Raw genomic sequence first — 20,802 nt, 5'->3', positions numbered from 1 at the left:
TTTCACTTTCTCCTGAGACATGAATTAGTAGACATATTATATTCTTAGCTGCGATCGCTACCTATCCTAATTGGATGAGTAGCATCGGTAAGAAGCTATTTCTGGAGAATCTCAAAATTACAGGCTCATTTCTCAATCTTGCAGGCTTTGCCCTGTGAAGGACAGATTATGGTAAAAGTTAACCGCAGACAGTTTATTATCCTCAGCACTGCTAGTGCAGTGACTGCATCAGTCGCGAGCATTGCATTGGCACAAAACAGCAGGAATCCCTTCAAATCTCAAGCTTTGTCCCCCAAACTTCACAAAAGTGCTGACGGTTTACTAGAACTAGAGCTAGAAGCAAGTTCCCGTCCTATAAGTTTGGGAAACAAACAAGCAACTCTTCTGGGCTATAACGGACAAGTACCCGCTCCTCGGCTCGAAGCTCAAGCGGGAGATATAGTCCGCATCCGCTTCACTAACAACCTTTCTCAACCTACTAACTTACACTATCATGGGTTACACGTTACACCCATAGGCAATGCAGATAATGCTTTCCTCGACATTCCACCAAAAGAGAGTTTGACCTACGAATTTACACTCCCGAAAAACCACCCATCCGGCACATTTTGGTATCATCCCCATCGTCACGGCTATGTAGCAGAACAAGTATTTGGTGGGTTAGCAGGTTTATTTATTGTTCGGGGTGAGTTGGATGAGATTCCTGAAATTCAAGCTGCGAAAGAGGAATTTCTGGTTTTACAAGATTTTGGTATAGATGGAAGCGGACGCATCCAATCTCCAAACCACATGGCAATGATGATGGGGCGGGAGGGGCAGATGTTGACAGTTAACGGTCAAGTCAAACCCACTTTCTCTATTGCTTCTGGGGGTTTACTACGCTTGCGATTCCTTAATGCTTCACCTTCTCGGTTCTACCGCCTCGCTCTAGAAAATCATCCCTTTTATTTAATTGCTACAGACGGGGGAGCTTTAGCCGAACCTGTGGAACTCAAAGAACTGCTACTTGCGCCAGGAGAACGAGCAGAGGTGTTGGTGCGTGGGGAGAGAGAACCACAGCAGTACCGCTTGTTAAATTTACCCTACAACCGAGGAGGGATGGAAATGATGGAAGATGAAATGGGTATGATGGGTGGTAGCAGCCACATGATGGGCGGAAGTTACCAAGTTAATCCTCAAGTTTTAGCAACTCTGACTTATCAAGGCTCTGTCTCTACTTTACCTTTACCCAAACAGCTCATTCCTGTAGAAACTCTCCCAGAACCGAAGACACTCAGACGGTTAGAATTGTCAATGGAGGAGGAAATGACTCCTGGTATGGGGATGAGCTTCACGTTCAATGGGAAAGCTTTCGATCCAAATCGCATTGATGCCCAAGTTAGGTTAAATACAGTTGAAGATTGGGAATTAGTCAACGTCGATCCAGACCGCATGGATCATCCTTTCCATTTGCACGTCAATCCTTTTCAAGTCATAACGCGCAATGGGAAACCAGAACCCTATCGCGCTTGGAAAGATACTGTTTTGGTGCGTGGAGGTGAAACTGTCCGCATCCGCATTCCCTTTCGCGATTTTTCTGGTAAGACCGTTTATCACTGTCACGTTCTTGACCACGAAGATCTAGGAATGATGGGGATTGTGAATATACAGGCTTGACACTATCAGTCATTTAGTCATTCCCGCTTTGTATTCTCTATTTGACAAGTTTTTAGTTCCCAAAAAGACCATGCCGATACAAAATATTGAAGTTGCTCAAGGTTCACCTGTATAAACTTACTTGTCAGCTAGTTTTTTCAATCTTTAACCATTTCAACTCAGGAGTCAATCAATGAAATTATTGCAATTTGGCGCGATCGCTCTAGGTAGTGTAGGAATGCTCGTTTTAGGGGCTTTTAGCCATAGCGATCGCGCCACTAGTTATGCCAGCAGCTCAAATACTAAAGCTGCAAAAATTGTAGTGGCGAAGAATGAATTAGTCGAGAAAGCAGGTACATCTAAAGATAGTAAAAGTAAAAAAGGCGGTCAGGTTGTAGAGGCAGGAGCTTACCATCTAGAGCTAGTGCCTGAAAAAGAAGCGAATGGAACCCACTTGGATTTGTATTTACAAAGAGGAGACAATCACGAAGCAATTCCTAACGCTAAAGTCACGGCTCAAGTTCAATCGCCTGACGGAACGCAAAAAAACTTAAATTTTAAATACGATCCCAGCGGGAAGCACTATACAACTTTGTTGCCTGGGAAAGCAACAGGTCAATACCAGATGAAAGTTACTGCCGACATTAAGGGTGAAAAGGTAAACGGACGTTTTAGTTTTAAGCAATAATCCGAGCGGGCGGCTTTACCGATCGTAGGTAGTTATTTCACCAGTACAGTCGAGGACACGGCTTTTGTGTCCTGACTGGTAGCTAAATGCTTAGCTCAACTGCACTCGGCGCAGTAGCATAGCATTGATTGCCACAATGACAGGTAGGCAAGCTCATGACTTTTTAACTATCTTCCCCATGACTGAAACTATGCGGTGAATAGAGAAGATTTATAGCAAAACGTTAGCTTTAAACCGTTATTTCATCCTGATTTCATCCCGACCTGCAAAAATTTAATATGTGGAGGTATTATCGCGACCAGTTGTAGGAGACGCTGTACTTTCTACTACTTAACATCTGGAATAGGTTGTGAAGATTTTAGTTGTTGAAGATGACGAAGCTGTTGTTAACGTGCTATCTCTACTTCTCTCTAGCCATAACTATGTTGTAGAAGTTGCCGTAGATGGACAAATAGCTTGGGAACTAATTGAAGTTTATGACTACGACCTAATTTTACTTGATGTTTTATTACCTAAACTAGATGGCATTAGTCTTTGCCAGCGACTGCGATCGCACGGCTATCAGATGCCAATTCTGCTGGTTACAGGTCAGGATAACAGCCAAGATAAAGCAATGGGGTTAGATGCTGGAGCAGACGATTACATTGTAAAACCTTTTGAACAGCAGGAGTTGCTCGCTCGCATCCGTGCTCTACTACGTCGAGCAAGCGTTAATCCTGCTCCAGTTCTAGAGTGGGGAAGCTTGCGACTAAATCCAGCCACGAGTGAAGTGACGTATGCAGAAAATTTGCTGTCACTCACCCCTAAAGAGTACGCGCTGCTGGAACTATTTTTACGCAATACTCGGCGAGTGTTTAGCTATGGTGCGATCCAAGACCATTTGTGGGCATATGAGGATATTCCTAGTGAAGATGCCGTGAGAACTCATATTAAAACTTTACGACAAAAACTCAAAAAGGCAGGTGCGCCAGTTGATTCAATCGAGACTGTCTATGGCATTGGTTATCGCCTAAAACCCTTGGAGTCGAAAGCTAAAAATCGTCAGTTAGAATCGTTTAATTTGCCATCTACTGCTAAGGGCGAACCGATTGAGCAGCAGACGCTAACAGCCCTATCCGAGGTTTGGAATCGATTCAAAGCAAGAGTTAACAAACAGATAGAAATACTCCAACAAGCTGCTGCTGCTTTGATGAATCAGGCATTGGATCGGGAGTTGCGGCAGCAGGCAGAACAGGAAGCCCACACTTTATCCGGTTCGCTAGGTACATTTGGCTTTCCCAAGGGTTCTCAACTAGCTAATCGCATTGAGCGGCTGCTTCAGGTAGGCGAATCGCTAGAGCAAAACGAGATTGTGTGTCTTTGCGAATTGGTGGCTGCTCTGCGCCAGGAAGTAAAACAATCCCCTGAAGAATTGAACCTAGAGGCTGATGAGGAACCTATAGATGATAGCGATCCTCGTCCCCTATTGTTAGTAGTGGATCGCGATCGCCCTTGGGCAGAACAAGTCGTGAAGGAAGCCGCTAGCTGGGGATTTCGAGGAGCGATCGCTTCAACCCTCGTTCAAGCAACGGCTAGTCTGGAAGAGCAAAGCCCCACCATTGCCCTGTTCGATCCTACTATTGCCCAACTTACAGAAGACAGCTTAACGTTGCTAGTAAAACTCAACAACTGGACACCCCCCATACCAGTAGTAGTCTGTACTGCCCAAGCTAGCTTAACCGAACGATTGGAAGTGGCTAGACTAGGTGGACAAGCCTTTTTGCATAAGCCAGTCACTCCAACTCAAGCGTTAGAAGCAGTTCTACAGGTTCAGCAACGAGTAGAAATGTTTCGACAGATCGGAATTGGCGGTGCTACAGAAGTCCGTGTCATGATAGTAGACGACGATCCCCAAATCCTGGCGGCTCTACGCACCTTATTAGAGCCTTGGGGATTGCAAGTCACGACTCTGGAAGATCCACAGCAATTTTGCCAGATTCTAGAAGCAACGCTACCGGATTTGCTAATTTTGGATGTCGGAATGCCGAATGTCAGCGGCATCGAACTCTGTCAAATTGTCCGCAACGATTCCCGCTGGGGACGTTTGCCGATTATTTTCTTGACAGCTCATACAGATAGCTCCACAGTAAATCAAGTGTTTGCTGTAGGTGCGGACGACTTCGTTAGTAAACCTATTGTGGGTCCAGAATTAATTTCCCGCATCCTCAATCGCTTGGAACGCATTCAACTCCTGCGGAACATGACTGAGATTGACCCGCTGACAATGGTGTACAACCGCCAGAAGTTTGTGCAAGCCACTAGCCAACTGCTTTGCCTAGCTGGTCAACAAGGTCAACCGCTTTGTTTAGCATTTCTAGACATAGATTGTTTGAAGCAAATCAACGACCTCTATGGCTACAGCACTGGAGACATCGTACTGCGTCAATGCGGGCAGTTACTGCGGCAGACTTTTCAACAACAGTCTGTGGTAGCCCGTTGGGTTGGAGAAGAATTTGTCGTCACCCTATACGGCGCAACTAAAGCGGAGGGAATAGAGAGACTTTCTAGAGTATCGCAAACTATACGTCAACAATGGTTTACGTCAAGCGATCGCACTCATCGGTTTCGGGTTACGGTTAGCGCTGGTATTGCTCAATATCCTGATGACGGAACCGATCTAGATTCTCTATGTCGCGCTGCACTAGCCGCCCTGCATCAGTCCAAGTTAGCTGGATGCGATTGCATTTTCTCTGCGGGGGGAACCCCTAGCTCTATTCTCGCTTCCTCATAACTTCCTCAGATTGTCTGCCTAAGCTCAGAAAATAAGGGAAAGTTAGCACCCCAATGCTCTATGTTTCAAAAAATCCTCACAGCACTAGACAAATCTGAAATTAGCAAGCATGTTTTTGAGGAAGCTCTGGCTCTGGCAAAAGCTAATGGAGCTAGTTTGCTGCTATTGCACGTTTTATCGGTTGACGAAGAGGATTATCCTCTTGTCGCCGGACGTAATAGTTGGAACTACGACCCAAAAGCAATCTGTGCCGCTGTAGAAAGCTTTCAAAAGCATTGGCAGGAGTACGAACAGCAAGGGCTAGAGTTGTTGCGATCTCGCACTGCTCAAGCAACTGCTGCTGGGGTGAAGGCAGAATTTACCCAAAATCTCGGCGGTCCTGGTGCGTGTATTTGTGCAGTAGCTCGTGCCTGGGGTGCCGATCTGATCGTGGTGGGACGGCGGAGACTTTCGGTTTGGCGCGAGTTAGTGCCAGGTAGCGTCAGTAGCTACGTGCTTCACCACGCTCCCTGTACCGTGATGGCAGTGCAGTATCCCGTGAAAAAAAATATACGTACTCTCCACCCTCAGCCATTAAAGTTAGCATCCGAATAAATTTCGACTGAAATTTTTTGAACCCACAATGCCTTTGTTAAATGCGTTACGTTATTGCAACTTACTTTGAGTCTGGGAACGGGCGCTAGGGAAGCCTCTTGTTGACTCGTCCACTCATAACTTCCTCATAGTCTAAAGTTAGGATTGCAACTAAAGACAACTTCGGTTATTCATCGCGTAAGGTGAAGCCATGAATAAAGCATTAATTTATACTTTTTTAGGATTATTGACAGCTGGCGCGCTCTCCAGTACCGCTACAGAGGGTACGCAAGCTCAATCTCCAAGAGCGCAACAAGATCCGCATCACCCCTCTGCTCAAGCTACCCCTGCTCGCCAAGGGATGATGATGCAGCAAGTCGATCGGCACTTCATCGAAATGATGATTCCCCATCACCAGGATGCAGTGGAGATGGCTAAGCTGGCATTAAGCCGCGCTAAACGTCCTGAGATCGAAAAACTGGCTTCAACCATCATCAAAGACAAAAATCGAGAGATTGAGCAAATGCAGACCTGGTACAAACAGTGGTACGGCACAGAAGTACCTGCTGCACCGATGGCTGGCATGGGAATGATGGGCAGAGGACAAGGAATGATGGGAATGTCTATGCGCCCAGGTATGGAGATGCATTTGGACACTTTGAAGGATGCCTCTGACTTCGATCGGGCATTTATCCGCGAGATGATACCCCATCACCAAATGGCAGTGATGAGACCTCTTTCAAATTAGCTAACTGTGACAGCTTGAGCCTGTTCAAAGTTGTACAAAGTAGCAATCAGATTGCACCGCAACCCAAAACGTTTGCGACGGTTGCGATAGCGTCCCGATAAAATCCGAAACACTTTCAAGCGGCGGTTAACATGCTCAATCCCCACTCGTTCACGCGCCAGTTGCCGATTGTAAGCTTTGTCTTCCACTGTGAGATACCCGCCTCTAGGTTTCTTCTTCGGCAAGCGAGAGTGAATATGCAATTTTTGCAATCCCTGATAGCCCTTATCTTGCAAACTCTCAGTCAGGGGATGAAAGTGAATGCCAGAGGCTTTGAACAACTTAAAATCGTGCTGTCGTCCCTTGCCGAAGAAGGTACAAATGACTTGTTGGGTCTGGGCATCAATTACCAATTGGCTTTTGAGCGTATGGCATTTCTGTTTACCCGAATAGAATGCGCGTTGCCGACGTTTGGGACGCTCAATGCGGGTTTCGGTGACATCGACGATGACCACGCTTGGTGTAGCAAAACCGCGCACTAACTGCCGTTTACCTGGTAAACGGAAGCGCCGAGTTCGCATCAACGTATCTTCGACCCACTGGACAATTCGGCAGACCGTGGACTCACTGATGCCCCAACTCGTGCCGATGTGAAAATAAGGGCGATATTCTCGCCAGTATTCTAGTGCCACCAAGATCCGCTCGTCAAGTGCCAATTTTGGCTTAGCTCCTGGTTTTGGAGTCGTTCTCCATTCGGGTTGAAGGGCTTTGACCATTTGCTTGAAGGTTTCTCGCTGCACGCCAAAGCGTCGCTTAAACTGTTCATCCGTCAGGGTTTGAGCTATTGTAGAATTCATCATCAGGACGTTTTTGTTCAAATTGTTCTGTCCTGATGTTTCCTGATTTTGCGTCCCGCTTCAATCTGACTTTTTCTAATCTGCAAGAGGTCTATGATGTCACGGATGGTTGTTAACAACGGTACTCAGCCAGAACTTCGCAACTTAGCTCAATCCATTATTAAAACTCAAACGGCTGAAATCGAGCAAATGTTGCAATGGTATCGAACCTGGTATCAGGCTACTTCTAGACAAAATTAACTAAGTTTTCTTTTGCTATTTAGGGACGATCGGGCGATCGCGGTTTTCCGATCGACCTACAGGTTTAATCTTGGTGGTTTTCCCATCGAGACCCCTACCTCTAGCCTGAAACCATTTTTTCTTGCATAGCTATAAGAGGATAGTTGAATATGTTTGGATTTCTTAGACGCAAGCGCGAACAAAGCAACGACAAGATGGCGCAAGACCCGATTTGCGGCATGACAGTTGAGAAAGCTACCGCGCTCAAGTCAGAGCGGGATGGGGAGACGTACTATTTTTGCAGTCCTCATTGCCAGCGCACTTTTGAATCGCAAACAGCAGAATAAAGCACAACCAAAACTCCCTTTAAAACTCATTTAAGGAGCTGACAGAATGGCTACAAACCACTCGCATCACGGGCATCGGCATGGAAGTGCAGTAGCACCGAATCCAAATGAGATGGCGAAAGACCCGATTTGCGGCATGACGATCCCTAAAGCAACATCACTAAAGACAGAACGAAGCGGGCGCGCTTACTATTTTTGCAGCCAGAGTTGCCTGAACACGTTTTTAGATCCCGAAAGAGAACTCAAATCGATGCGGAAGCGCGTCACCATTGCCTTAACGGGAGTGCTGCTACTGGCAATCATGCGTGCCGCTGCTTTCATTGGTCTGGCAGCAGGCGTAACTTTAGTGACTTGGGTTCCCATTCCAGCCCTACCTTGGTTTACTTGGGGTGTGTGGCTATTCATCTTGACTACGCCAGTCCAGTTCATTGGTGGGTGGTCGTTTTACGTGGGGTCGTGGAACGCCATTCGCAGCCGTCACATCAACATGGATTTCCTAATCGCGCTCGGCACGACGGTCGCTTACGTCTACAGCGTGGTCGTCATCTTTTTCCCCAACATCTTACCTGTCAAAGTTGCCGAGCGCGAAGTCTACTTTGAGGTATCTGCTATTATCATTGCCTTTGTCTTGCTAGGCAAGTACATGGAGGAAATCATCAAAAAGAACTCCTCAGCAGCCATCCGCAAATTATTGGATCTAAAGCCTGCAACTGCCAAAGTGATTCGGGACGGCATGGAAATGGAAATTCCAGCAGAGAGCGTCATGGTTGACGAAACAATTGTCGTTCGCCCAGGAGAGCGAATTCCCACGGATGGAGTTGTTTTAGATGGGGCTTCTTCTGTAGATGAATCGATGCTAACTGGAGAATCAATTCCGGTAGAGAAAGGAGCGGGAGCAGAGGTGATTGGTGGAACGCTAAACCGCACGGGACTTTTCCACTTCCGAGCAACCCGCGTGGGGGCAGAAACAGCACTGGCACAAATCATCAAGTTTGTAGAAGAAGCGCAAAACAGTAGCGCTCAAGTTCAGCGGCTGGCAGATACAGTGACTGGTTACTTCGTTCCAGCAGTAGTCATTATTGCGGTACTTGCCTTTGTGGGCTGGTTGCTAGTAGGGAATTTCCCGCAAGCCTTACTGTCATTTATTGCGGTACTAATTATTTCCTGTCCTTGTGCTTTAGGGGTAGCCACTCCTGCTGCTCTGATGGTAGGTGTTGGGAAAGGTGCGGAAAACGGCATTTTGATCCGAGGTGGTGAAGTTCTAGAGCGGGCGCAAAAGCTTTCTACTGTAGTTTTTGATAAAACTGGAACGCTGACTAAAGGCGAGCCTAGCGTCACGGACGTGGTTCAGTTGTCAGAACGTCCAAAAGATGAAGTCCTGCGGCTGGCGGCTGCGGTGGAAATAGGCTCGGAGCATCCTTTGGGTGAGGCGATCGTGCGGGCAGCTAAACATCAGACGATAGATATTCCTAAAGTCGATAATTTTGAAGCGATTCCCGGACACGGTATTCGAGGAGAAGTCAATGGCGATCGCGTCATCTTGGGCAACCGCCGTTTGTTTCAACAACAAGGCTATTCCTTGACTCCAGAGGTAGAAAGTCGATTAACTCAGTTAGAGATGGATGGCAAAACTGCCATGCTGGTTGGTTGCAACGGTCTACTAGTAGGAATTGTTGCGGTAGCGGATACGCTCAAGCCCGAAGCCGAACAAGCAATTGCCGCCTTGCGTCGTGAGAGAGTCAAAGTTGTCTTGCTGACTGGAGACAACCAACGCACTGCGGAGGCGATCGCCCGTCAAGTGGGGATCGATCGGGTTATTGCTGAAGTTTTACCCAGCGACAAAGCCGAAGTTGTGAAGAGAATCCAACAACGCGGCGAAGCAGTGGCAATGGTAGGTGATGGAGTCAACGATGCTCCTGCACTAGCAACTGCTGATATTGGTATTGCTATTGGCTCTGGTGCCGATGTTGCCAAAGAGACAGGGGGGATTATTCTGGTGAAGAACGACGTGCGCGATGTCGTGGCGGCAATTCGCCTTTCCCGCGCCACCATGCGTAAGATTAAACAAAATCTGTTCTGGGCTTTTATCTACAACACGATCGGGCTTCCCATTGCTGCCTTCGGTTACTTAAGTCCAATTATTGCCGCTGCTGCGATGGCTTTAAGTTCTCTATCTGTGATTGTTAATTCGTCGCTACTCAAAGGATTTAAATTATCCAACACTTAGTTATAAAAATGAGAGGTTTTTTATGAGTTACCAGCGCCAGCACGATCCCATTTCACTTAATAGCTTATCTACAAAGCAAGCACTGTTTGTTGCCTTTGCTACCTCTACTTTTTTGCTAGTAGCAGGCTACCGCTTACCTTTAGTTTCTATTTTGCTCTTCGCTTTACCCCTGGGGTTTCTCTTAATGTCCCTTCCTCTGTCTATACAGTCTTGTAAAAAAAAGCCAGTTAAAAACCATTTACCCTTAATGTTACCTCCAGCAGATCGATAACTAGAACTGTATTTTTCGGGTCTTACTTTGCTGGAATTTTATAGACAAGTCGGGAATTTCAATTGCTACAACTTGAGAAAACTTTATGGCTCATCAACACGATCGTCAATCCAGTTCTAGAATCTCAATTGTCAAAATCGCCTTGTTTGTCTTCCTCGCTGTTATTGTCTTTCTACTGATAACAGAACATTGGGCGCATATACTCGGTATCCCACCATTATTCTTACTTCTGGGACTGTGTATACTCATGCATTTATTTATGCATGGCGGACATGGCGGACATGGCGGTGGAAATGGAAACAGTAGCGGTGGCAGCAACATATATCGCCCCTAAAATACCTGTACGATTAGGTCAATCTAAATATTCAAAAAGGTGTAGCCATGAGAGATATACCAGCTTACGGACTTTGGCTTTTGGTCATCGTTAATTCACTAGTATTCATCATTTTTGCTTTCAGCTTTACCAAACCAAAAAATCCCCGCGATTGGCGCTCTTTTGGAGCTTTTTCTGCCTTTATTGTGGCACTATTTACGGAAATGTATGGCTTTCCATTAACTCTTTACTTACTATCGGGCTGGCTGCAAACTCGCTATCCAGGGCTGGATATTTTTTCCCATGATGCCGGACATCTTTGGTGGACGTTGTTGGGTTGGAAAGGCGACCCCCACTGGAACCCAGTTCACCTTTTAAGCAACGTAGTGATTTTTGGTGGCATTATCTATCTTGGTTCTGCCTGGGAAGTTTTATATAAAGCTCAGCGAACTCACACGCTGGCAATAAGTGGACCCTATGCGACGATTCGCCATCCCCAATATATTGCTTTCATCGCTATTATGTTCGGATTTCTGCTCCAGTGGCCCACAATCTTGACGCTGCTAATGTTTCCAGTGTTGGTATTGATGTACGTGCGGTTAGCACGTCAGGAAGAGCGCGATGCACTAGCTGAATTTGGCGACGAGTACCGACGCTATGCTGAGAATACACCAGCTTTTTTCCCTCGTTGGGGCAGCAGAAGCGATCGCAAAGACAAACACTCCTAAATTTTGAAGTGCTGTCGGAGGGAATTACAAAAGTGCTGAATCATAAGCCTCGATCGATACTACTAGGAGCGGGGTATGGTTAACACTTGTTTATTTCGCTAAATGCTTTCTAAGGGTTGATTCATCAGAAATGGTAATTGAACAAAAATGTTCACCATACCCCGCTCTCATTAGTAGCTAGTTTTTAAAAAGAATTTAATTGGAGGTTTACTATGTTATCAAACACTCACGAGCGGGAAGAGCGTCACCTAAGTAGAAATTTTACTAAATTAAGAACGCGATCGCTCTCCATCGCCACCGCGATCGCCACGGGTTTTGTCTACACCATTTGCGTTTTGTTTATTGCTGTCGCGCCGAAAGCAGCAATGGCTTTCTTCAGCACTATCCTTCATATCGACCTAACCAGTTTGGTTAGAGTAGTTACCTGGGGGAGCTTTATAGCTGGACTTCTATTCTGGTCTCTTGGACCAGCTCTATACGCTGCCTTATTAGCTCGGCTCTATAACAGTCTTGCACCTAGGTAAACTTTAACTATATTTCTCTTCAATTGCGAGCAAGCCACACGGAAAACTGTTGAGAGAAATCACAAGAATCTTATCATGAAGCCGATCGTACAACTTAAAAAAAGCAAAGCGATCGCCAGCATTCGCTGATAAAACTAGATCCGCTATCGCTGACTGTTGCTACAAGCAAGATCGTAACATTACTTTATGTCATCGGTATCTTGTTTTTCATCCTAGTGCCCGACCGCGTTTTTTAGTTATGTCTCCCATTCTAAACTCACCCAGATTACCGAGCCGATGAATTGGAAACTCTGTATGGTTGGTCTTCTTCCCTTTTTCCTAGCCATGAGTACCGCCATTGTCGTGGTGGTTCAAATCCACAACTATTTCAAGCAAAGATAATCGAAATTTATTACAGATTGGGGGTGAAACTATGAGCGATTTAATAGTTATCGGTTTCAAAGACGAGTTTAAGGCAGATGAAGTTCTCATCGACTTAAGGAAACTACAGCGGGAGTATCTGATCGACTTAGAAGATGCTGCTGTTGTTGTTAGGAATGAAACAGGCAAAGTCAAAGTTAAGCAAACTCAAGAATTAGTATCTTCTGGGGCGCTGAGTGGAGGTTTCTGGGGATTAATATTTGGTTTTTTGTTCTTTCATCCCCTAATCGGTTGGGCGCTTGGGTCTGCTGTTGGAGCACTTTCGGGGTCGTTAACTGATATTGGAATTGATGACAATTTCATTAAAGAAGTTGGGGACACAATCGAACCTGGAACATCTGCTCTTTTTATACTTGTGAGAAAGTCCACACCAGATAAGGTTCTAGAAGATTTAAGCAAATTTGAAGGCAAAGTTTTGCAAACTTCTTTATCGAAGGAGGATGAAGCAAAATTGCAAGAGGCATTAACTAAAAGTGAAGCAGTTCAACAATAGCTTGACACGTTTTTGAAATGCTCGGTCAAAAGTAGATTCGTAGCTGCTTGGATGCCCTAGTTGTAGCGTTTGCGTTTCCTGAAACTCAGTCTGAAACTGAGGAGGTTTTCATGTTTGACAAAATCATCGCTGCTACAGATAGTTCAAAAGCTAGCAAACGTGTTTTTGAAAAAGCACTTAACCTAGCAAAGCTAACCGGAGCCAGTCTCATGGTGTTACACGTTTTATGCCCCGATGAAGAGGGCTGTCCAGATCCACTCGATCCCTTAGAGGTCTACTATCCAGGCAAAGATAAAGAAGCCGCAGAACGTTACCAAAAGAAGTGGGAGAAGTTCTCTCAGCAAGGATTAGAGATGGTGCAATCGTTTGTAGCAAAAGCAACTGCCGCAGGTGTATCCGCTGAGTGCAACCAGATTTCCGGCGAACCCGGTCAAACCATTTGTGAGATTGCTCATACATGGAAAGCAGATTTAATTGTCATCGGACGGCGGCGATGGCTTTCAGGTTTGGAACGGTTAGTTCTGGGTAGTGTCAGCAACTATGTACTCCACCATGCTTCTTGTTCGGTGCTGACCGTGCAGTAGTCGATCGCCTCAAGATAAAAAATCAATGGAGGAGATTATGGCAGAACGAACTGGTATTTTGGGAAAATTCCTTGCACTCGTTCAAGGGGAAGTTGCGGCTGACACTCTAGAAGCCTATCGACGGGCAGGTCAAGCGGTCTACGATCTCCTCCAGCAAGTCGAGGAACGCCGTTTAGCTCTAAAAATTCAATCCTTAAACCCCTGGACAGTAGATCCTGCAACCCAAACACAATTTCTTTGTGCCTGGAATGCTTTTGTACTTCAAACCCTTGGGGATCGGTTCTTAGAAGCCGACTACGGAGCAAATCCTGCCACAGCAGGGTACGTGCCACCCATAACGGCAAAACAGGCATTGGCTTTTTACACTCAAGTTGGGAGTTGGTTGAAACGGGCGTATCAAGCTGGAACCAATCCAGATTACCGTTTGGATGTGAGCCTGCCAGCAAATTTACCAGCTTGGGGTGAAAATGAGTCTTGTCCAAACACGCATCTAGATGGCACGATCGCTGCAACCCGCTTATTGCGAACTCACGCCGAAAGCGCGATCGCAGTATTTGAATCTGAAGCTTTGCCAGCGGATAAGCAAGCTGTTGTTAACCAATTTCACCAGCTTTTGGCAAGTGCAACCAGCGAAGCAGAATACGCCGAACAACTCTGGGCACCCAACCTGCCGCAAGAAGTGCATGAGCAAGTCGAGCAACATGCGAAATCTGCCCTAGAGCAGTACTATCACCTGGGACAAATTCTAGCAATGCCGCAGTTGCTCGATCCCAGCCAGACTGTTGAAACGCGAGCAAGTTCACCCTTTTCTACCAGTCAGAGATCGCGACCGTTACCAGGAGAAACTGGATTCGATCCCTGGTGTCTGACCGATCCGGCAGTGCGCGACGACTGGCAACGACCTCCCGAAACGAAAGAGGCGATCGAGCTTCTTTTGGGTCACTACTACTGCTGCCCCTGGGCACCGATTTACGTGGTGAAGCATCCCGTCCAGATTGGCGATCGGCAAATCAACACTTCGCAAGAGTTTACATTAGATGTTTCAGCCGAAGCAGTATTTGACGGTGGCGCTTTCAAACGCCAGATTCTAGTTGGCTCTTTTCAATCCTCGCCGGATTTAAATTACTGCGCTCCTCGTCCTAGCAATCGGCGTAGAGAATCGCGTCGTCGAGGTTGCTAATCAGAAGCGGGTGCATCGCAATAGTTGAGGGAAGTGGTATTCAACCGTGGGCAACTCAAGCTGACAGAATTAGGAGCGTAAGTAAAGTTATGGAAGCAATGCAAATAGAAGCAAAATCGATAGCAACTCAGCCATCTAATTCACTTCCTTTAGACTATCGGGGGATTGAAACTTCTCCTGCGCTGAATGCAGCCTTCCCGATCGCGATCGGCTTTACCATCGGCTTTGCGATCGTCTCGGCAGTTGCTGCTTCAATTTATGCGCGTATTCCTAAGCAAATGCAGCAGCGATCGTTCAGCTTCAAACCGCGTCACAAGGTTCCGTGTCATCGCTGTCAGTATTTTAGCAGTAATCCCCATCTCAAATGCACTGTTCATCCAGTAACCGTGCTAACCGAGAAAGCAATTGACTGTGCGGATTACCGTTCAAATAGCGAGACGGAACGGGTTGCATAAAAGTACCATCCCAGTGGTTAAGACAATCTATGCTAACGCCATCGTTCTGCTAAATTAGCAATTTTTAAGCTATAGGCGCTGTGGCAATACCATAAAAATGTTTATTGTTCGAGGAACGATTTTATGAAACCGGATTACCTGATTGTCGGTAGTGGTTTATCGGCATTGGTCTTTGGTGCTTTGATGGCAAACTCCGGCAAGAGCGTGCAAATCCTTGAAGCTCACGAGCATCCAGGGGGCTTTGGGCACACGTTTACAATGGCTAAAAAATATACGTTTAATGCCCAACTCCACTATGTTTGGGACTGCGGCGAAGGGCAAACGGTTAATCGGGTACTCAAAAAACTGGGTTTGGATCGGGACGTGACCTTTGAGCGATATGACCCGAACGGCTTCGATCGTATGCGAATGCCGGGGTATGCGTTGGATATTCCCTCTGAGCCGGAGGAATTGATCCAGCGATTGTCCGTGCTGTTTTCTGGGTATAGCGATCGCATTCGCCGATTCGTCAACGAAGTTGAGAAAACTGGCGCGGGCTTGAAAATACTCGCCCCGCCGATCGAACCAACCGAACTCCTCAAACATCCAAATGAAGTATTCTGTGCCGTTCAATATTACAACAGCACGCTCCAGGATGTATTTGACAAGTTTCAACTGCCACAAGCCGCTCAAACCCTATTAGCCCTGCAATGGCTTGATTTTTTACTACCGCCGAATCAACTTTCGTTCTATGCCTGGGTCGCATTGTTCAGGGGCTATCAAGCAGGTGCATTTTACCCAACTCAGCATTTTGAGCATGTAATTAACTCGTTCGTCAACGCGATTCAATCGCGTGGGGGACAAGTGTTGCTCAACCATGAAGTCACGAATTTTAGAGTCACAGACAAAACGGTTACGGGAGTTGAGGCGATGGATCTTACCACCCATCAAACCCATGAATTTACAGGCAATACCGTAATTTGTAACATTGACCCTAAAAAAGCCGCCAAAATGATTGGCGAGGAAAAGTTCTCCAAAAAAGTGCGCCGAAAACTCAACTACGAGTATTCTGCGTCCAACTTCATGGCTTATTGCGTCGTCCGAGACCTGGATCTTCGAGATTATGGGTTTGGTAAGTGGAATCTCTCTCATACAGGATATCAGGATTTGAATGAAGCCTTTGCTCAAATGTACGAGCGCAATGACTTTTCTAATCCTAGTTTTGCCATCACAACCCCCACCTTACTCACAGACGCACGGCGGGATTGTCCGGAGGATTGTCAAATTGTTGAATTCCTCACTGTTGCCAACTACAAATACTTCAAGCAATTGCGAGAAAGCGATCGCAAAGCCTACAACCAAAAAAAGCAAGAAATTTTAGATTCCATCCTGGATGTCGTGGAAGAACACTACGTGCCGAATTTTAGAAAGCACATGGTCTTCCACATCACGGGCAGCCCTACAACCAACGAACGCTTTTGCTGGTGTCCCAATGGAAATTCCTACGGCTCCAGTCTGACCCCACGCAATATGGGTCTGGGGCGACTGAATCACGAAACCTCACTCAACCATTTCTACTTCTGCAATGCCTCATCCGGCTATCCAGGCTTCGCTCCCACAGTTTGGACGGGATCGCTGCTCTATCAACGATTATCTGGCGACGTGATTTTAGGCAACGGTTAAACAGAGGCTCGCACATCATCCATTTCATCAATTAAGAGGTCAACCATGAGAATCGCTGTCATTGGGGGTGGAGCCAGTGGCATGGTCACAGCCTATCTGCTCGATAAACAAGGGCAGCATGTCACCATTTTTGAACGGCAACCCATGTTAGGGGGACATATTCGGACGCTCAACAAAAACGTGAAACCAAACCAATCCGATTGCAATGAAATTTTGGAAAGTGGAGCGCTTGAATTTCCAACTGTATTTCACAACTTCATCGCTCTCATGCAAGAGCTAGGAGTGGAACTAGAACCCGTCAATATCGGTTCAGCCATGTTTCTCAAAGATGATAGCTGTTTTTTATCGGGAGTCACGATCCGGAAAAACTTTACGGGGATTCGGCACCTGATCGAATCTTTGCGGCTCGATACCATCTACGCCCGTTCCGCTGGGTTATGGCTGAGAACGCGATTTGCCGAGCTGCAAGATTTCTACGATCGCCCGCTGTCACAATACTTGAAACGCCCGTGTATCCGCAATACCTGGCTAAAGTTGCTAGTCATGTACAGCTACTCAATGCCATTTGAACTCATTGATGATTTTCCAGCAGAATTGGCGATTCCTGTTTTACGCGACAATATCGCAGTCAACTGGGTCAGAATAAAAAGCGGCGTGTATTCTTACATTGAAAAAATCCTGGCACGATTTAAGGGTGAAGTTTTACTGAACGTAGAAATTGACCGTATTTTTAGAAGCTTAGATGCTGTGAAAATTGTGCGATCGACGGGTGAAATTCAGGAGTTTGATAAAGTCGTGTTTGCTACGCCACCCGACCAGGTTATGGTGCTGTTAGCAGATCCGACTGATGCCGAAATCAAGCGATTTTCTGCCTGGAAAGCCAATTATGCAACTACCTTAGTTCATACGGATGCTTCCATGTACGCCCGCTATGGCATCCAACCACCATCAGAATTTGATTTCTTCCAAACAGACAGCCGCTGGGGATATAACGGCTACCTGAATCAACTGTGCGCCATCTCGTCGCCTCAGCATTATTTCTTATCGTTCCAACTAGAGCAGCTAATTGCCGACGATCGCATCATTCACGTTCAGGAACACCACACCCCGTTGTATACCACTGAGTCTTTTCGATATCGAGATGAAGTGGTTGCCACCAATGGAGAGAACAACACGTACCATGCAGGAGCCTATCTTGGGGATGGTCTGCATGAAGGCGCTATTACGTCTGCCCTTCGAGTCGCTCAACTCATCGGTTAAGTTCGGCTCGATCTGTTTTCCATTCGAGATCTTTGGTTGTACAGATCGACTTCATCAACCCCAACTTCAAAGCTACGTTCAGAACATCCTCATCCCAAGCAATAGAAAGATCCAAGCAATATAAAGATTATGGCGATCGCCCTTGCAATCTGCAAGTCTACATTTTTGAAATTGTTGGTATATTGAACGCGATCGCACTCGGATGAGGAAAAGTTATTAAGTTAAACGCATTCGGATCGTTGTAATACAGATGCTATTCCCATGAGATGAAGGTCGGTAAAATTAAACTATGGACAAGAATCGCAATCAATACATTCCAGCTCTCAAATACGACTGGTTGACTCCTGTGTACGATCCATTACTAAAGTGGACTATGGGCGAGTTCGCTTTCAAGCGCCAATTAGTAAGGCAAGCTGGGATTGAAAAAAACAATCGAGTCCTCGATCTCGGCTGCGGTAAGGCAACGCTGACTTTGCTACTCAAAAAAATTCATCCTGAAGCAGAAGTTGTTGGGCTTGATGGCGATCTAAAAGTACTTGAAATTGCTAAAACCAAAGCTGTAAAAACTGGTTTGAAAATTGCTTTAGATCGGGGTATGGCTTTTGAACTTCCTTATCCCGATCGCTCGTTTGACCGAGTTCTTTCAAGTCTTGTGTTTCACCATTTGACGCGAGACAACAAAGTTCGCACCTTAAAAGAAGTGTTTAGAGTCCTAAAACCTGGTGGGGAGTTACATGTAGCTGATTGGGGAAAACCTCAAAACACGTTAATGCGTGTAGCATTCCTGCTCGTACAGATGCTTGATGGCTTTAATACCACAGCAGATAGCGTCAATGGATTACTGCCAGAATTATTTAGTCAAGCTGGATTTGAAGACATTCAGCAAACAGATCGACACATAACCCTATTCGGTACTCTCGCTTTGTATAGAGCGCGGAAAACTAAATAACTTTTGGGCTTTGTTTGTATGGCAATAGGTAAGCAATGCCAGGAGAGAAAATATTAATGAGTACTATCCTAAAAGACCCAGTTTGTGGCATGACCGTTCAGCCTAAGACAGAAGTGACTGCCTTTTACCGAGAGCAAGAAATTCACTTCTGCTCCGATTTTTGTCGTAATAAGTTTTTTGAGTACCCAGAACGGTATACCGCAGCATTAACTACCGCTAACTACGAAGAGGCTCAAGAGAATCGACGAATTGCATATTTTTCAATGGAGGTGGCTATTGGTTCCGCCATGCCAACTTACAGTGGCGGCTTAGGTGTACTGGCTGGCGACACTTTGAAATCCTTTGCCGACCTGCGAGTTCCTGCGGTTGGGGTGAGTCTTCTTTATCGAAAAGGTTACTTTAACCAAAAACTAGATGAGTGGGGCAGACAGCAGGAACAACCCGTCCAGTGGAGTCCCGATCGCTTCCTACATCCTTTGTCTGCAACGATTCAAGTAGACATCGAACAAAGAACCGTGCAAGTTCGAGCTTGGCAGTATGACATTGTTGGTTTGAGTGGATACAGCGTCCCCCTGATTTTGCTAGATACCGATGTTGAAGGAAACACAGATGGCGATCGCACCCTCACAGATTTCCTTTATGGTGGAGACGAGCGATATCGGCTGGCTCAGGAAATTCTGCTGGGAATTGGCGGAGTCAGAATGCTGCAAATTTTAGGATACAGCAGAATTGAAAGATTTCACATGAACGAGGGACACGCCAGTTTACTGGTTTTGGAGTTGCTGAAAAAACGTAACGGCGCGAATACGGAGGCATGGGACTTTAGCAGCATCAGAAACCAGTGCGTCTTTACGACTCATACCCCCGTGCCAGCAGGACACGACCAATTTGACTATGGTTTGGTGCAGTATAGTTTGGGGCAGATGCTACCGTTCGACGTACTGCAAATGCTGGGGGGACGAGATCGGCTCAACATGACAGTGTTGGGACTGAATCTCAGCCACTACGTTAACGGTGTAGCCAAGCGGCACGAGGAAGTATCCCAGGAAATGTTTCCAGGTTATCCTATCCATCACATTACAAATGGAGTCCATTCGTGGACGTGGACTTGCGACAGTTTTAAATCCCTTTACGAGCGATACATTCCTGGCTGGAGCAACGATCCATCGATGCTACGACATGCTATCAGCATTCCTCAAAAAGAGATTTGGTCAGCTCACTTGGCGGCTAAAGCGCGTCTATTTGCTTTGATTCAGGAACGAACTCGTCTTTCGCTATCCGTAGACACTCTCACAATTGGTTTCGCTCGTAGGGCAACGCTTTACAAACGAGCGGACTTGATTTTTTCGGAGATCGATCGGCTCGTGGAAGTTGCCAAACAAGTTGGTCCAATACAGTTTGTCTTTGCTGGTAAGGCACACCCGAAAGACAATCCTGGCAAAGAGTTAATTCGACGGATATTTGAAGTATCGCACCAACTACGGGGGCAAATACCTATAGTTTTTTTGGAAGATTACGACATGGAGCTATCTAAGCTAATTGTGTCTGGAGTGGATCTTTGGCTCAACACGCCGCAACGACCTTTAGAAGCTTCTGGAACATCGGGTATGAAGGCAGCACATAACGGCGTTCCTAGTTTCAGTATATTGGACGGTTGGTGGATTGAAGGGCATATTGAAGGAGTTACTGGCTGGGCAATTGGCAGCAAAGAATCAGAGCTTTCCAGATCGGACGACCTAACCCGCCAAGATGCAGAGGATTTGTATCAAAAACTGAAAAAGGCGATCGCACCAATGTTTTATCAAGAGCGCGAGCGGTGGGTTGATGTCATGCGACACGCGATCGCGCTGAATGCCTCATTTTTTAATACTCGCCGCATGGTACAGCAGTACGTTACGAATGCCTATCTACCTTAACTTT

21 protein-coding genes and 1 pseudogene are annotated in these 20,802 nt (G+C 46.3%); 21 read left to right on the top strand and 1 reads right to left on the bottom strand.

Features of this window, described 5'->3' with window-relative positions; all coding sequences use genetic code 11:
- Positions 1-168: 168 nt before the first annotated feature.
- From DSM107010_RS01165 to DSM107010_RS01145, 5 genes are all read left to right on the top strand, one after another.
- Positions 169-1,656 carry a multicopper oxidase family protein gene (locus tag DSM107010_RS01165; RefSeq protein ID WP_106165895.1) on the top strand — a complete coding sequence of 496 codons (1,488 nt, stop codon included), beginning with the start codon at positions 169-171 and terminating at the stop codon, positions 1,654-1,656.
- A gap of 172 nt (positions 1,657-1,828) precedes the next feature.
- On the top strand, positions 1,829-2,323 hold the full coding sequence (locus tag DSM107010_RS01160; protein ID WP_106165894.1) for a hypothetical protein: 495 nt from the start codon (positions 1,829-1,831) through the stop codon (positions 2,321-2,323).
- 349 nt (positions 2,324-2,672) lie between these two features.
- The gene (locus tag DSM107010_RS01155) at positions 2,673-5,093 is read left to right on the top strand and encodes a response regulator (protein WP_106165893.1); all 2,421 of its coding nucleotides are present in this window, start codon (positions 2,673-2,675) and stop codon (positions 5,091-5,093) included.
- A gap of 60 nt (positions 5,094-5,153) precedes the next feature.
- A complete protein-coding gene (locus DSM107010_RS01150) occupies positions 5,154-5,687 on the top strand; it encodes a universal stress protein (protein ID WP_106165892.1) in 534 nt (177 codons plus the stop codon).
- A 190-nt stretch (positions 5,688-5,877) separates the two neighbouring features.
- Complete coding sequence (locus tag DSM107010_RS01145; RefSeq protein ID WP_106165891.1) at positions 5,878-6,414, top strand: DUF305 domain-containing protein; 537 nt, start codon at positions 5,878-5,880, stop codon at positions 6,412-6,414.
- Here DSM107010_RS01145 and DSM107010_RS01140 read toward each other — a convergent pair.
- Complete coding sequence (locus tag DSM107010_RS01140; RefSeq protein WP_106165890.1) at positions 6,411-7,250, bottom strand: IS5 family transposase; 840 nt, start codon at positions 7,248-7,250, stop codon at positions 6,411-6,413. The genes DSM107010_RS01145 and DSM107010_RS01140 overlap by 4 nt on opposite strands.
- 93 nt (positions 7,251-7,343) lie before the next feature.
- Between DSM107010_RS01140 and DSM107010_RS01135 the strand changes: the two are divergent.
- The 16 genes and pseudogenes from DSM107010_RS01135 to glgP form a co-directional block, all read left to right on the top strand.
- Positions 7,344-7,490, top strand: a pseudogene (locus DSM107010_RS01135) (DUF305 domain-containing protein); the annotation flags it as partial.
- 149 nt (positions 7,491-7,639) lie between these two features.
- Complete coding sequence (locus DSM107010_RS01130) at positions 7,640-7,816, top strand: YHS domain-containing protein (RefSeq protein ID WP_106165888.1); 177 nt, start codon at positions 7,640-7,642, stop codon at positions 7,814-7,816.
- 112 nt (positions 7,817-7,928) lie between these two features.
- Entirely contained in the window at positions 7,929-10,043 is a 2,115-nt protein-coding gene (locus DSM107010_RS01125) for a heavy metal translocating P-type ATPase (RefSeq protein WP_409197273.1), read from the top strand.
- Positions 10,044-10,065: 22 nt separating this feature from the next.
- Positions 10,066-10,314: a hypothetical protein gene (locus DSM107010_RS01120; protein ID WP_106165886.1), complete on the top strand. Its 249-nt coding sequence runs from the start codon at positions 10,066-10,068 to the stop codon at positions 10,312-10,314.
- 85 nt (positions 10,315-10,399) lie between these two features.
- The gene (locus DSM107010_RS01115) at positions 10,400-10,648 is read left to right on the top strand and encodes a DUF2933 domain-containing protein (protein ID WP_106165885.1); all 249 of its coding nucleotides are present in this window, start codon (positions 10,400-10,402) and stop codon (positions 10,646-10,648) included.
- 47 nt (positions 10,649-10,695) lie between these two features.
- The gene (locus DSM107010_RS01110) at positions 10,696-11,355 is read left to right on the top strand and encodes a methyltransferase family protein (protein ID WP_106165884.1); all 660 of its coding nucleotides are present in this window, start codon (positions 10,696-10,698) and stop codon (positions 11,353-11,355) included.
- Positions 11,356-11,567: 212 nt separating this feature from the next.
- Entirely contained in the window at positions 11,568-11,879 is a 312-nt protein-coding gene (locus DSM107010_RS01105; protein ID WP_106165883.1) for a DUF5676 family membrane protein, read from the top strand.
- Between the two features lie 412 nt (positions 11,880-12,291).
- A complete protein-coding gene (locus DSM107010_RS01100; RefSeq protein ID WP_106165882.1) occupies positions 12,292-12,792 on the top strand; it encodes a DUF1269 domain-containing protein in 501 nt (166 codons plus the stop codon).
- Positions 12,793-12,902: 110 nt separating this feature from the next.
- A complete protein-coding gene (locus tag DSM107010_RS01095; RefSeq protein ID WP_106165908.1) occupies positions 12,903-13,376 on the top strand; it encodes a universal stress protein in 474 nt (157 codons plus the stop codon).
- Positions 13,377-13,413: 37 nt separating this feature from the next.
- Complete coding sequence (locus DSM107010_RS01090; RefSeq protein ID WP_106165909.1) at positions 13,414-14,556, top strand: hypothetical protein; 1,143 nt, start codon at positions 13,414-13,416, stop codon at positions 14,554-14,556.
- Positions 14,557-14,645: 89 nt separating this feature from the next.
- The gene (locus tag DSM107010_RS01085) at positions 14,646-15,011 is read left to right on the top strand and encodes a hypothetical protein (protein ID WP_199755341.1); all 366 of its coding nucleotides are present in this window, start codon (positions 14,646-14,648) and stop codon (positions 15,009-15,011) included.
- A 123-nt stretch (positions 15,012-15,134) separates the two neighbouring features.
- Complete coding sequence (locus tag DSM107010_RS01080; protein ID WP_106165881.1) at positions 15,135-16,673, top strand: phytoene desaturase family protein; 1,539 nt, start codon at positions 15,135-15,137, stop codon at positions 16,671-16,673.
- Between the two features lie 45 nt (positions 16,674-16,718).
- Positions 16,719-17,933 carry an FAD-dependent oxidoreductase gene (locus DSM107010_RS01075; protein WP_127022118.1) on the top strand — a complete coding sequence of 405 codons (1,215 nt, stop codon included), beginning with the start codon at positions 16,719-16,721 and terminating at the stop codon, positions 17,931-17,933.
- Between the two features lie 32 nt (positions 17,934-17,965).
- Positions 17,966-18,139: a hypothetical protein gene (locus tag DSM107010_RS38090; protein WP_158631717.1), complete on the top strand. Its 174-nt coding sequence runs from the start codon at positions 17,966-17,968 to the stop codon at positions 18,137-18,139.
- An 83-nt stretch (positions 18,140-18,222) separates the two neighbouring features.
- A complete protein-coding gene (locus DSM107010_RS01070) occupies positions 18,223-18,882 on the top strand; it encodes a class I SAM-dependent methyltransferase (protein ID WP_106165879.1) in 660 nt (219 codons plus the stop codon).
- A 56-nt stretch (positions 18,883-18,938) separates the two neighbouring features.
- On the top strand, positions 18,939-20,798 hold the full coding sequence (gene glgP / locus DSM107010_RS01065) for an alpha-glucan family phosphorylase (RefSeq protein ID WP_106165906.1): 1,860 nt from the start codon (positions 18,939-18,941) through the stop codon (positions 20,796-20,798).
- Positions 20,799-20,802 lie beyond the last annotated feature (4 nt).

Origin of the sequence: Chroococcidiopsis cubana SAG 39.79 (assembly GCF_003991895.1) — a bacterium.
Classification (GTDB): domain Bacteria; phylum Cyanobacteriota; class Cyanobacteriia; order Cyanobacteriales; family Chroococcidiopsidaceae; genus Chroococcidiopsis; species Chroococcidiopsis thermalis.
Note: the sequence above shows the minus strand (reverse complement) of the source record. Positions and strands in the feature narration are given on the sequence as shown.